Annotated in this window: 12 protein-coding genes; 3 read left to right on the top strand and 9 right to left on the bottom strand. The window is 42.6% G+C overall.

The genetic code is table 11. The features are described 5' to 3' along the window. Position 1 precedes the first annotated feature (1 nt). From O7C57_RS08520 to hutU, 6 genes are all read right to left on the bottom strand, one after another. Positions 2–805, bottom strand: coding sequence for a TSUP family transporter (locus tag O7C57_RS08520; protein WP_163861094.1), 804 nt, complete (start codon positions 803–805; stop codon positions 2–4). A 177-nt stretch (positions 806–982) separates the two neighbouring features. Beyond that, on the bottom strand, positions 983–2,077 hold the full coding sequence (gene aroC / locus O7C57_RS08515) for a chorismate synthase (protein WP_154624007.1): 1,095 nt from the start codon (positions 2,075–2,077) through the stop codon (positions 983–985). A gap of 74 nt (positions 2,078–2,151) precedes the next feature. Then, a complete protein-coding gene (gene prmB / locus O7C57_RS08510) occupies positions 2,152–3,084 on the bottom strand; it encodes a 50S ribosomal protein L3 N(5)-glutamine methyltransferase (RefSeq protein ID WP_154624006.1) in 933 nt (310 codons plus the stop codon). A 157-nt stretch (positions 3,085–3,241) separates the two neighbouring features. Then, positions 3,242–4,639: an amino acid permease gene (locus tag O7C57_RS08505; protein ID WP_154624005.1), complete on the bottom strand. Its 1,398-nt coding sequence runs from the start codon at positions 4,637–4,639 to the stop codon at positions 3,242–3,244. Positions 4,640–4,834: 195 nt separating this feature from the next. Further along, positions 4,835–6,367, bottom strand: a complete 1,533-nt coding sequence (hutH, locus tag O7C57_RS08500) for a histidine ammonia-lyase (RefSeq protein ID WP_154624004.1) — start codon at positions 6,365–6,367, stop codon at positions 4,835–4,837. 11 nt (positions 6,368–6,378) lie between these two features. Next, positions 6,379–8,064: a urocanate hydratase gene (hutU, locus tag O7C57_RS08495; protein WP_154624003.1), complete on the bottom strand. Its 1,686-nt coding sequence runs from the start codon at positions 8,062–8,064 to the stop codon at positions 6,379–6,381. Positions 8,065–8,440: 376 nt separating this feature from the next. On the opposite strand from hutU, the gene O7C57_RS08490 reads away from it, so the two are divergent. Continuing rightward, positions 8,441–9,010, top strand: coding sequence for a hypothetical protein (locus O7C57_RS08490; RefSeq protein ID WP_269723912.1), 570 nt, complete (start codon positions 8,441–8,443; stop codon positions 9,008–9,010). Between the two features lie 47 nt (positions 9,011–9,057). Here the strand turns inward: O7C57_RS08490 and hutC are convergent, their stop codons facing one another. After that, positions 9,058–9,801, bottom strand: a complete 744-nt coding sequence (hutC, locus tag O7C57_RS08485) for a histidine utilization repressor (RefSeq protein WP_163861087.1) — start codon at positions 9,799–9,801, stop codon at positions 9,058–9,060. Positions 9,802–10,112: 311 nt separating this feature from the next. On the opposite strand from hutC, the gene O7C57_RS08480 reads away from it, so the two are divergent. Then, a complete protein-coding gene (locus tag O7C57_RS08480; RefSeq protein WP_269723911.1) occupies positions 10,113–10,235 on the top strand; it encodes a hypothetical protein in 123 nt (40 codons plus the stop codon). Positions 10,236–10,381: 146 nt separating this feature from the next. On the opposite strand, the gene hutI is transcribed toward O7C57_RS08480, so the two are convergent. After that, positions 10,382–11,620, bottom strand: a complete 1,239-nt coding sequence (hutI, locus tag O7C57_RS08475) for an imidazolonepropionase (RefSeq protein WP_269723910.1) — start codon at positions 11,618–11,620, stop codon at positions 10,382–10,384. Between the two features lie 336 nt (positions 11,621–11,956). On the opposite strand from hutI, the gene smrB reads away from it, so the two are divergent. Continuing rightward, positions 11,957–12,499 carry an endonuclease SmrB gene (gene smrB / locus O7C57_RS08470; RefSeq protein WP_154623999.1) on the top strand — a complete coding sequence of 181 codons (543 nt, stop codon included), beginning with the start codon at positions 11,957–11,959 and terminating at the stop codon, positions 12,497–12,499. 88 nt (positions 12,500–12,587) lie between these two features. Here smrB and sixA read toward each other — a convergent pair whose 3' ends face one another. Further along, positions 12,588–13,070 carry a phosphohistidine phosphatase SixA gene (sixA, locus tag O7C57_RS08465; protein WP_154623998.1) on the bottom strand — a complete coding sequence of 161 codons (483 nt, stop codon included), beginning with the start codon at positions 13,068–13,070 and terminating at the stop codon, positions 12,588–12,590. Positions 13,071–13,201: the final 131 nt, after the last annotated feature.

The following is a 13,201-nucleotide window of genomic DNA, read 5'->3' as shown; positions in this document are numbered from 1 at the left end:
CTTAAAATAACGAAACAACCCAAGCTTTAATGGCATCGCCATGGCTATCATGAAGTAATTTAATACTCATCAACAAGGAGATGATGACTATCATTGGTCGGATCAACTTTTGCCCTTTAGTTAACACCAAACGAGCGCCTAACCTTGCTCCCACCATTTGCCCTACAAGCATAACAAAACCTAAGACCCAAAGAACATGACCTCCGATAATAAAAAATATCAAAGAGCCAAAATTTGAAGCAAAGTTCAATAGCTTAGCATGAGCTGTCGCCTTCGCGAGGTTATAACCTAATAACAATACATAACCTAACGCTAAAAATGATCCTGTACCAGGCCCGAATGCACCATCATAAAAACCGATAGTCATCCCGACAGCAACCCCAAAAACAGGCATACTAATGCGTTGTTTACGATCTTGTGCACCAATAGAAGGTGATAACAGGAAATAAAGACCCACACAGATCACCATAATAGGGAGTAGCTGTTTGAGAAAATCCGTGTTAATCATTTGGATGAGAATCGCACCTAACATGGCGCCGATGATTGTCATGATAAAAGGGAACATCTGCTCTCGCAGATTAATCGCCTTACGCCTTACAAAATAAAGCGTCGATGAAAAAGATCCTCCAACGGCTTGGAGCTTGTTGGTTGCTAGCACTTCAACAGGAGTAATACCAACCGACAATAGTGCAGGTATGGTTAATAAGCCACCCCCCCCCGCGATAGAATCAATAAACCCTGCAAACAACGCAACACAAAAAAGTAATAGATAAACTTCAGGTGCAACAACGGTCAGCCAATCCATTTTTTATCCAAATTACAGAATTGCCATGATTGAGATATGTAATATACCCCGCAACACATAACGTATGTTAAGGCTAACAGGGTATCACTGCCCAGATGAGGTATTTTTAAGCAGGCGTCATCCAAACCTTCACATTAAAATAAGGGAGGATATCTCCTCCCTCATACGAATAGGCCATTACAATTCGCTAAATGGTTTCATCGCGGGTACAACATCAGCACACTGGCCACGATGACGTAAATAGTGATCCATTAAAACAATCGCCATCATCGCTTCAGCAATCGGCACCGCACGGATCCCGACACAAGGGTCATGACGGCCTTTCGTGATCATTTCTACCTCTTCACCATCACGATTTAAGGTTTTACCTGCCACTGTAATACTGGAGGTCGGCTTCATCGCAATATGGGCAATGATAGGCTGGCTGCTACTGATACCGCCAAGAATTCCCCCAGCATGATTCGAAGTAAAGCCTTCTCGCGTAATCTCATCACGATTTTCACTGCCTTTTAGGCCGATCACCCCAAACCCATCGCCAATTTCAACCCCTTTAACGGCATTGATGCTCATCAAGGCATGTGCAATATCTGCATCTAGACGGTCAAAGACAGGTTCACCTAAGCCCGCAGGCACATTTTCAGCCACCACCGTGACTTTAGCACCTATGGAATCGCCCTCTTTTTTCAATCCACGCAGAAGCTCATCGAGTGCATCCAGCTGGCTCGGGTCAGGACAGAAAAAAGGATTTTGCTCCACAATTGACCAATCTTTGATTTCGCATTTTACGCTACCCATTTGGGTCAAGCAGCCGCGAATTGTAATACCAAATTTCTCTTGTAAATACTTTTTAGCAATCGCGCCTGCTGCAACACGCATCGCTGTTTCGCGAGCAGAAGAGCGCCCACCGCCACGATAATCACGCTGACCATATTTCTGCTCATAGGTATAATCTGCATGCCCCGGTCTGAATACGTCCTTAATGGCACTGTAATCCTGAGAGCGCTGGTCAGTATTTTCAATCAACAGGCCAATACTGGTTCCCGTTGTGATGCCATTAAACACGCCAGACAGAATTTTAACCTGATCAGGCTCGCGGCGTGCTGTCGTGTAACGAGACGTTCCTGGGCGACGACGGTCAAGATCCCCCTGTAAATCCGCTTCTGTCAAGGCGAGTCCTGGTGGTACGCCATCAATGATACACCCCAAGGCTAAGCCGTGAGATTCACCAAATGTCGTCACGCGAAACAGTTGCCCAATTGAATTTCCTGCCATGCCAAATTCCTACTTAATATTCAATGATTGTTATTGTGATGTTGTGATTGATTAGAATGCCGTGCAGGATTCACTTAATCAATATAAAGTTGAAAGTGTGCATGATGCTCAACCAATTGTTCACGAGTTAGCATAAAGACACCATCACCACCATACTCAAACTCTAACCAAATAAATGGGATCTCTGGATATTGTTCAATCAAATGGACCATGCTGTTACCGACTTCGCAAACCAGCACACCATCTTCAGTCAGGAAACGAGGCGCATTAGCTAAGATACGACGAACCAGTTTTAAACCATCACTGCCCGCAGCTAAAGCTAACTCGGGTTCAACACGAAACTCTTCCGGTAAATCATCCATATCCTCAGCATCAACGTAAGGCGGATTGGTCACAATCAAATCATACTTCACGTCTGGCATATCTCTGAATAAATCAGAGCGGATAGGTATAACTCGATGTTCTAAACCATGATTAGCAATATTTTGCTCTGTTACCGCCAGCACATCCGTCGAAATATCAACAGCGTCGACTTCTGCTTCAGGAAATTCATAGGCGCAAGCAATCGCGATACAACCACTACCAGTACACATATCCAGGATAGTTTGAGGTTCATCCGCTAACAACCCAACAAAGTGATTATTGATCAATTCACCGATGGGTGAACGAGGGATTAGCACACGCTCATCCACATAAAATTCGTGACCACAGAACCAGGAACGATTAGTGAGATAAGCAACTGGAATCCGTTCATTGATGCGACGCAATACACGCTCAACAATACGATGACGCTCCGTCGGAGTCAGGCGCGATGTCAGTAGTTCATCCGGTATATCAAGGGGTAAATAAAGCGTTGGCAATACTAATTGTAACGCCTCATCCCATGCATTATCGGTACCGTGACCATAATAAACATTGGCAGCATTAAAGCGGCTCATTGTCCAACGCAAAATGTCCTGAATGGTATGAAGTTCAGCAACAGCTTCATCAACGAAGATCTTTTCCAAGAAGGGTTTCTCCAGACTGTGTATCGAAAGCCTTCAAGTTTGCCATGAAGTGAGACACAAATCAGCAGATTAATTCAATAAAATAATAAGGAAATGACAAGAAAGAGAATTCACCTGATTAGGCCTCCACTCATGGAGGCCCAAATGAAAACATTCGTTATTCGACCGACTCCGCTTCATAGCGAGTTTGACTGGTGGTTTCAGGTTTTTTCACCCACAGCGCATACGCACCGGCCAAGATGACTAACCAAACAATACCAACATATAAGGCGATACGTGTGTCCTCGAAATAGCCTAATACTCCAAAGATAAACAACATAAATACGATGGCGAGCGCGGGGCCAACCGGCCATAATGGTACAGGAAACTTCAGCTTACTCACCTGCTCCGCTGTCATTTTGCGGCGCATCGCAACTTGTGAAACGAGGATCATCAACCATACCCAAATCGTGGCAAAAGTTGCAATAGAAGCAATAATTAAGAATACTTTTTCTGGGATCAAGTAATTTAATATGACGCCAACGAGCAGTACAAGTGACATAACCAATACTGTCATCCAAGGCACACCATTTTTAGTTAATTTAGTGAAGGCTTTCGGAGCTTGGCCTTCATGGGCCATGCCATACATCATACGACCGGCACCAAAAATATCACTGTTAATCGCTGAAATAGCTGCCGTAATCACAACGACGTTCAATATATTCGCGGCAGATGAAATACCTAAACTATCAAAGATTTGAACAAATGGACTGCCCTGCTGCCCGATCTGATTCCAAGGATAGATACACATCAATACAAAGAGGGTTAAAACATAAAATAATAGGATACGAATAGGTACAGCGTTGATTGCTCGAGGGATAGTGACGTCAGGGTTTTTCGCTTCGCTTGCTGTGATACCTATCACTTCAATCCCACCAAAAGCAAACATGACGACTGCAAATGACGCAATCACACCAGCAACCCCATTTGGCATAAAGCCACCGTGCTCAAATAAGTTAGCGATGCCAACAGCATGATCAGAGGCTTGTCCAAAACCAAACAGCATAATCGCCGCACCACCCACGATCATTGCTACAATAGCGACAATTTTAATAATAGAGAGCCAAAACTCCATTTCGCCAAAGACTTTGACATGGCATAGATTAATTGCCCCAATAAAACAGATGATACTCAAGACCCAAATCCATTGAGCGACGTCAGGGAACCAGAGTTTCATGTAAAAACCAAAGGCTGTCACGTCAGCCAAACACACAATGAGCATCTCAAAGACGTAAGTCCAACCTGCAAAAAAGCCTGCTCGCGGGCCTAAATAATGACTCGCATATTGAGAGAAAGAGCCCGCGATGGGGTTATGTACGGCCATTTCGCCCAATGCGCGCATCACCATAAAGACCGCGGCACCGCCAATAATATAAGCAATCAGCACCGCAGGACCTGCTGTAGAAATTGCTTTTGCCGAACCATAAAATAAGCCTGTACCAATCGCTGCCCCAAGGGCCATAAACCGGATGTGCCGCGCCGAAAGTCCGCGCGTAAGTTTTGTTGTGCTTTGCATGATTTATCCTTCGTATTATTGTAATAATTGTTTTTAATAATGGTCGTGCAGATAAATACTACAAGCGGTCGATACATTGCCGACCACTTACACTCGCGATGCATCAAGATGTAGCCTTTGAGCAAGACTGCTCTACGGCTTAGGCGGCTACATCCTGAATAATTTAGAGTATATTATTTGCGTGATGTATAAGACTTAATTGGAAAAGAGTGAGCCCTCTGTGAATAACATTGATAATTGGTGTTCAGCGATTAGGTTAATTGCTGCATCGATATCCGGTGAAAAATAGCGATCCTTATCGTAATAAGCGACTTTCTCACGCAAGATCTTACGTGCTTTTTCTAGCGTTTCACTTGACTTTAGGCCGTCACGGAAATCCATGCCTTGACACGCTGACAACCATTCAATGGCTAATATTCCCGTCACGTTTTTCGCCATTTCCCACAAACGACGCCCTGCCGCTGGAGCCATAGACACATGGTCTTCTTGGTTTGCCGAGGTTGGTAAACTATCCACACTTGATGGATGTGCCAATGCTTTGTTTTCACTTGCTAAAGCAGCCGCTGTTACCTGAGCAATCATAAACCCTGAATTAACCCCTCCATTATTCACCAAGAAAGGAGGTAATTGGGACATGTGAGTATCCATCAGTAAAGCAATCCGTCGTTCAGACAACGCACCGATTTCAGCCAGCGCGAGCGCGATATTATCCGCCGCCATCGCCACCGGTTCTGCATGGAAGTTACCACCAGAAATAATATCGCCATTATCTGTAAAGACGAGAGGGTTATCAGAGACCGCATTTGACTCTATGAGGATCACTTCGGCGGCCTGACGAATTTGTGTCAAACATGCGCCCATGACTTGAGGCTGGCAACGTAATGAATAGGGGTCTTGCACTTTGACACAATTTTCGTGTGATTGAGCCAACTCACTGGTTGGTGTTAAGACATCACGGAACAGCTTCGCCACATCGATTTGCCCTTTCTGACCACGAACCTCATGGACGCGTGCATCAAATGGTTTACGTGACCCCAATGCTGCCTCGACACTCAATGAGCCACACACAATACCACTTAGCAGCAAATTCTCCGCCTCAAATAGCCCCTTTAATGCAAAAGCGGTCGATACCTGAGTACCGTTTAATAACGCTAAACCTTCTTTAGCCTCCAGCTTTAATGGTTTTAATCCCGCTTTATCAAGAGCCGATTTCGCACTGATCCATTTACCTTGATAATGTGCTTTACCCTCCCCCAATAAAATTAAACTCATATGTGCTAGTGGCGCCAAATCACCCGATGCCCCTACTGAGCCTTTAGCAGGTATAAATGGATAAACTTGGTGGTTCACTAACGCGATCAACGCTTCAATAACCTCTAAGCGAATACCTGAAAAACCACGCGCTAAGCTATTAATCTTTAATACCATAATCAAGCGGACAAGTTCATCATCAAGAGGTTCACCGACACCCGCAGCATGTGACATGACAATTGAACGTTGCAATGATTGCAAATCTTTCGCCGCAATCCGTGTGTTAGCCAACAAGCCAAATCCGGTATTGATGCCATAAGCTGTTTTATCTTCAGCAATAATTTTATTTACCGTTGCCACACTTTTTTCAATTGCCGAATGAGAGCGTTTGTCTAACGAAACGATGACTTCCTGTGAAAGAACAAGACGCAAATCATTCAGTGTCATTTTACCCGGATGAATAGTTAACTTAGTCATTTTGGCACCTCTTAGCGTGTTTTAAGCATCGGTAGATTAAGATTTTTTTCTTGCGCACATTCAATCGCAATATCATAACCTGCATCGGCATGGCGCATAACGCCTGTAGCTGGGTCATTGTGTAGCACTCGGGCAATACGTTCAGCGGCTTCATCTGTACCATCACAGACAATCACGACCCCCGAATGCTGAGAGAAGCCCATACCAACACCACCGCCATGATGTAAAGAAACCCATGTTGCTCCACTTGCTGTATTCAGCAGTGCGTTTAATAGTGGCCAATCCGATACCGCATCTGAGCCATCTTTCATCGCTTCCGTTTCACGGTTTGGACTTGCCACTGAGCCTGAATCAAGGTGGTCACGCCCAATCACAATTGGCGCTGAAACTTCACCGTTTCTCACCATTTCATTAAACGCTAAACCTAACTTAGCCCTATCTCCTAAACCCACCCAGCAAATACGTGCGGGTAAACCTTGGAAGCTAATGCGTTCACGCGCCATATCAAGCCAACGGTGCAAATGCTTATCGTCAGATAAAAGTTGTTTAACCTTAGCATCGGTTTTATAGATATCTTCAGGATCACCAGATAGTGCTACCCAACGGAAAGGGCCAATGCCACGACAGAACAACGGGCGAATATAGGCTGGTACAAACCCAGGGAAGTCAAACGCATTTTTGACGCCCATTTCGAGAGCCATTTGACGGATATTGTTGCCATAGTCGAAAGTTGGAATACCTTGCTTTTGAAATGCAAGCATCGCTTTAACATGCTCCGCCATCGATGCTTTCGCAGCTTTTGCGGTACCTTCAGGGTCTTTCACACTACGTTCACGGTACTCATCCCAGCTCATACCCATAGGCAGATAGCCGTTCAAAGGGTCGTGGGCACTCGTTTGGTCTGTCACCATATCAGGGCGAACGCCACGTTTGACTAATTCAGGTAAGACTTCCGCAGCATTAGCACATAAGGCAATAGATACGGCTTTCCCTTCTGACGTATATTGTTTAATACGCGCTAATGCGTCATCCAAATCTGTCGCTTGTTCATCGACATAACCTGTACGTAAACGAAAATCAATGCGACTTTGTTGGCATTCAATGTTCAGTGAGCAAGCTCCCGCAAGCGTCGCAGCTAATGGTTGAGCGCCCCCCATACCACCTAATCCAGCCGTCAATACCCAACGTCCGGTTAAATCACCGTTATAATGCTGGCGCCCTGCCTCAACGAAAGTTTCGTATGTCCCTTGGACAATGCCTTGGCTACCAATATAAATCCAACTCCCTGCGGTCATTTGGCCATACATGGCCAAGCCTTTCGCATCGAGTTCGTTAAAGTGTTCCCAATTCGCCCAATGAGGAACGATATTGGAGTTAGCAATGAGCACTCTAGGTGCATTTTCATGCGTTTTAAAAACGCCCACAGGCTTACCTGATTGTACAAGTAAGGTTTCGTCGTTTTCTAAATTTTTGAGGGTTTCAACAATTTTGTCATAGCACTGCCAGTTACGAGCAGCACGGCCAATGCCACCATATACAACCAGTTCATGTGGATTTTCAGCGACATCAGGATCTAAGTTGTTCATCAGCATGCGTAATGGCGCTTCAGTCAACCAGCTCTTTGCACTAAGAGCGTTACCACGAGGTGCCCTAATATCACCATTCCTGTATTTATTATTTATCGTTGTCACATTCATACCCTCTTCGAAAGATTCAGTTTGTACTGATAATGTCTCCCTATAGATATAGTTGTATATACATGTACAATCAATAATCTTTTTAACATGACCATTAAGAAAAAAAAGATTAAAAACCCAATTTTTTTATTATTTATCAATAACAATGACTAAAACCACCATGTTTAATACGGTTAATTTTTCTTCTAATTATGCAGCTCAGATCACATTAATTTTACATTTGGTTCACATCATTTGTTTTTCCGCACACGCAATGTCAGTTTTCTTTTTAAAATGCAAAATTATCTAAAGAGACTAACCAATTCAGACTATTTACCTTATCTATGTGTTTAAAATCTCTAAAGATAAAAAATGCACACCTAAATTCGGATAAATCATGGAAAACAACCTATTCGCTCAATTTGCAAAGAGGCAACATGAGACTAATAGTGAGAGGCTAGAGCAATTGACCCAAGAGTTTGCTCATCATTTGAGTGATACTCTATTTTGGATCGCGTCAAAAAAAGTTGGCTCACAAATTAGCTTTGAATTGATTTCAGGGGATAATAGTGACTCTCCCCCCTCCCTATTCGCGTATATGAACAGTGATGGCTCTACGGAATATCCAACAACCATTCTTGATGATATTGAACATCATGGACGTCAATATACGGCGATCCGCGGCAGCTACTTGATTGCCCTTTCACAAAAAATCACCACGACTCTCCACATTTTGGATGAGAATAATGCGTCTATTGTTCTTTCACATGACATGCAACTGAAGTTGCATCAGATCATTAAATCTCTGTGGACAACTGAGACTGAAGTAGACCCACTACCAACAATTCATGCACAGCCCACTGATACGCAACCTGCTGCAAAAAAGCGTTCATGGCTTAAGTTTTTTATTTTCAGTGCAATATTGATAATCGTCTGTGCGACAGGATACTGGCTGTATAGGTATTGATTAACGTGAAGATAGAAAGCAACACAATAATGCGTTGCTTTTTTTAATTAAGATGTGAAGTGCCCTTTTAATTTATAGCGATGTCCTGGAAAGAGCAGTTTAGTGCTGGTGACAACAAAAGATTGAGACCAAGTCCGCCGAGAAATTAACAAACAGGATGATCCCACAGCAATATTCAATAATTTAGCGGCTCGCTCATCGGCCTCAACCGCTTCCACAATATGCTCACCTTCAGTTAAAGGCGCAACCATCGACAGGTAATCATGGGGTGTGATGGTCGTAAAGTTTTGTTGTAAATACTCAGGTGCAGCCAATGCATTGACATATCTATCCTCAATTTGCACCGCAATTTCGTTTTCGTAGTGCACAATGATGGAATGAAATACTGGGGTTTCAGGGGAAATATTCAGTTCACTAGCCAGTGAAATTGAAGCAGGTACCTGCTCTAATTTAATAATTCGACAGCTATAATGATGATTTCTTGCAAGAATTTCAGCTTCAATACTATGGACTTCAAATAATGCCGATTGGCCTTTAGGCTCAGCAACGAAAGTACCTATACCTTGCACGCGGACTAGTAATCCCTCTGCGGTCAGTTCCCTTAATGCACGATTTGCGGTCATGCGGCTACATTCAAACTGTTTGACGAGTTCTGATTCAGAAGGAACGCGATCATTCGCTTGCCATTGCCCTGTATGGATTTTCTCTATGATCAATTGTTTTACTTGCAAGTAGAGTGGGATAGGCGTGTCCCGATTCCCCTTTTTATCGGCTGTCACAATTATTTCCATTTTAAACGTAAAATGCCAAACCCTTCGCGTGTATTTAAAATATAAACACATGAAATATAAGGGTTACCTTCATACCTTTGGGTTGTACTAACAAACAACACAAATACTGACAGTCGCAAATAAAACTTAATAGTTCCACTCTAATGAGTATGCCTATTAAGATTCAAAAACAGCAATTCACCCTATCTTATAGGCTATTAGTTGCATAATACAAAGTATTGATAATACTCATAACATTAAGCAATAAGAATTTTATTATTTAATAAATCACTTTAAAAATCAAAAATAAGGCTCAGTTTACGCGCTCCATAATGCCGCCTATTGCTAAGCAGTGGGGAAACCTTATCGATATTGAAATCCCCATTCCCCCACTCATCGCCACAACCATCAACCATCAACCATCAACCATCAAGCGAACTGTGATAGTGATTTAATACCTTTCATAACCAACAAATAACGGGATAAATGGACGTTTTTCAACTTATTTTTCAGAATCAATAAAAATAATGTGATGGATATTTCCATTGATACCTTAGTTCATTATTAAATAACCCTTAGCACAATATATCCCGCTGTTTAGTTAGTCATTTTGATGGCTAATTCTTCCTTGATAAACTCGCATATACAAAGGCTGACTCCCCTGCTCATAAATCATTTCAACAGGATCGACAGCATTCCACACGACAAAGTCTGCCTGATAGCCCGTTTTTAATTGTCCATGGCTATCTTCACGACCTAAAGCTTTCGCGGCATGGCAGGTCACGCCAGCCCAAATCTCTTCAGGTGTTAGTCTAAATAAAACGGCTGCCATGTTCATTATCATTCGCAACGATGCAAAAGGGCTTGTTCCTGGGTTAAAGTCTGTCGATACTGCCATGGGAACTTGGTGTTCACGCAATAAGTCTATCGGTGGCAACTTCGTTTCCCTTAAAAAATAAAATGCCCCCGGTAACAATACAGCAACCGTACCACTCTCTTTTAATGCGCGAATTCCTTTAAGATCAAGATATTCAATATGGTCAACTGAAAGCCCTTTAAAACTAGCCACCAATTCGCTGCCACCAAGATTTGATAGCTGCTCAACATGGCCTTTGACTGGAATGTCTAACTTTTGAGCCGCAGAAAATAATTTTTGGCTTTGCTCAAGTGAGAAACCGACACTTTCACAAAATACATCTACCGCTTCAAATAGCCCCTGCTCCCACAACTTAGGCATAATGTCACAACAAATCAGGTCAATATATTCATCTGATTTATCTTTATATTCAGGAGGTACAGTATGTGCTGATAATAGCGTGGAACTCACGGTCACTGGATAGGATTCAGCGAGTTTTTTTGCAACCATCAACTGCTTTTGCTCGCTTTCTAAGTCCAAACCATAGCCTGATTTCATTTCAATTGTCGTCACCCCTTCGCGGATCAAAGCTTCTAAACGCGGCTGTGAGACTTGATATAATTGCTCTTCATTGAGCGACCGTGTTGCCCTAACTGTTGAATTAATTCCACCACCTTGCTGGCTAATCGCTTCATAGGAGACACCATTCATACGTTGTTCCCACTCTGCGGCACGATTACCACCAAAAACAAGATGTGTATGGCAGTCAATTAGCCCTGGCGTCACTAAGCGCCCTTCGAGATCGATAACCTTCGCATCACGACTATCAAGTTCCCCCTTTGGAACAATTGCAACAATCAAGTTATCTCGCGTCACCATATCGTGATTTTCTAAAAGCCCATACGCCACATTGAGATTCGCATCCATGGTTGCAATGCGTCCATTTCGCCAAATAACATCATGAGCAAGTGTTTTAAATGACATAATGAGTCCTATAAGGGTTAGTAATACCTTTTTATATTGATAAAACAATTTGTTATGTTTTCTATGACGTCAATCATGCTTAAATGTGATGATAAAAAGTCTCAGTAACACAACAGCTTGATACAGGTGCTACGCCATTAAATATAGCGTTTAGAATAAAAGGTCTATATATGTATATACAATTAGCCTAATAAAACAACGCTTGTCAATATAAACTCGGATATTTAGTTAAAAAATTGTTAGCTAAAGCTTATCTCTCAACGTTATATCCGCCACATCCCAAAATAGGTTACACTAAAGAAAATAAGATTGACGAAAAAAGACAGTTTATAAAAAATGAAAAATAAATTTGGATTACAAGAAGATGATATTCTTCTGTTTAAAGAGGCTATTCGCGGAACCAAAAAAATTCAGCAAGATCAAATGCTGCACCCACCTATTCGCGCTAAAGTGACACAACCTTCTGTAAAAAAAGTACAACAAGAACAAGTTGATGCTTCATTTTACTTTTCAGATGAGTTCCAACCCCAGTTGGAAGATGAAGGTCCTACACGCTATTTAAAACCGGGGTCAAACCCGTATGAGCTAAAAAAGTTGCGTAGAGGAGACTATGTTCCTGAACTATTCCTCGATTTACATGGCCTAACTCAAATGGAAGCTAAACAAGAAATTGGCGCACTAATCGCAGCATGTAAACGCGAAAATGTCTTCTGCGCCTGTATTATGCATGGTCATGGTAAACATATTTTAAAGCAGCAAACCCCACTTTGGTTAGCACAACATCCTGATATTATCGCTTTCCATCAAGCACCTAAAGAATGGGGAGGTAATGCATCTTTGCTACTACTTATTGAAACTCAAGAGCATACTAGACGCTAGCAAGCGACTGTTTAGTCAGTTGAAAAAAAACTTACGTTTAAAAAATTCAAGGCCCCTTAAGGGGCAAATCGATAACATAAATCCGTGATTACTGATTCACAGAAAGCTGTGCTGGACTTAACATCCACTCAAGGTGAGCGTTATGACGTTTCACATCCAACTCAATACATGCAATTGAGGAGGTGATAAACATAGGTGGAGCCTCATGGGGGCATAATTCCGACACCAAATACCCCACCAGCGGTAAATGTGAAACCACCAGCACTGCATTAGCGCCCATTATTGCCAAATCACGAATATGATCAGCCACAAATGCCGCATTACCACCGGGGGTCAACATATCCATGACTGTCGCTTGATGAGGTAAGCTAAGATGTTCTCGCACAACCTGCAATGTTTGTTCAGCACGGACATAAGGGCTAACAAGGATATTATCAATGGCAGGGTTACGTTTATTCAACCATTGAGCCATCAAGGCCGAATCATCTTTTCCCTTCTGGGTTAATACTCTAGCCGCATCACTCGCAGCCTGTAACGCTGCATCACCATGACGCATAATATAAACTTGCATAATCCACCATCTGAGTAGCCTAACGACAAGCATTGGCTAATCTTTTTGTTAATATAATTTGTTGTAAAAGTCACCATCAGTGGGGCGAAGAGTGATTCTGCATCAAACTTCTAGCAAATAAAATGACCTGA

The sequence above is a fragment of the Providencia sp. 21OH12SH02B-Prov genome (genome assembly GCF_027362595.1).
GTDB classification, from domain to species: domain Bacteria; phylum Pseudomonadota; class Gammaproteobacteria; order Enterobacterales; family Enterobacteriaceae; genus Providencia; species Providencia zhejiangensis.
The sequence above is the reverse complement of the archived record's forward strand: the minus strand, read 5'-3'. Positions and strand labels throughout refer to the sequence as shown.

Coding starts and splice junctions, on each gene's coding strand:
- O7C57_RS08520 (WP_163861094.1), bottom strand. CDS start 805: ATGGATTGGCTGACCGTTGTTGCACCTGAAGTTTATCTATTACTTTTT.
- aroC (WP_154624007.1), bottom strand. CDS start 2,077: ATGGCAGGAAATTCAATTGGGCAACTGTTTCGCGTGACGACATTTGGT.
- O7C57_RS08505 (WP_154624005.1), bottom strand. CDS start 4,639: ATGCAAAGCACAACAAAACTTACGCGCGGACTTTCGGCGCGGCACATC.
- hutH (WP_154624004.1), bottom strand. CDS start 6,367: ATGACTAAGTTAACTATTCATCCGGGTAAAATGACACTGAATGATTTG.
- hutU (WP_154624003.1), bottom strand. CDS start 8,064: ATGAATGTGACAACGATAAATAATAAATACAGGAATGGTGATATTAGG.
- O7C57_RS08490 (WP_269723912.1), top strand. CDS start 8,441: ATGGAAAACAACCTATTCGCTCAATTTGCAAAGAGGCAACATGAGACT.
- hutC (WP_163861087.1), bottom strand. CDS start 9,801: ATGGAAATAATTGTGACAGCCGATAAAAAGGGGAATCGGGACACGCCT.
- O7C57_RS08480 (WP_269723911.1), top strand. CDS start 10,113: ATGCCGCCTATTGCTAAGCAGTGGGGAAACCTTATCGATATTGAAATC.
- hutI (WP_269723910.1), bottom strand. CDS start 11,620: ATGTCATTTAAAACACTTGCTCATGATGTTATTTGGCGAAATGGACGC.
- smrB (WP_154623999.1), top strand. CDS start 11,957: ATGAAAAATAAATTTGGATTACAAGAAGATGATATTCTTCTGTTTAAA.
- sixA (WP_154623998.1), bottom strand. CDS start 13,070: ATGCAAGTTTATATTATGCGTCATGGTGATGCAGCGTTACAGGCTGCG.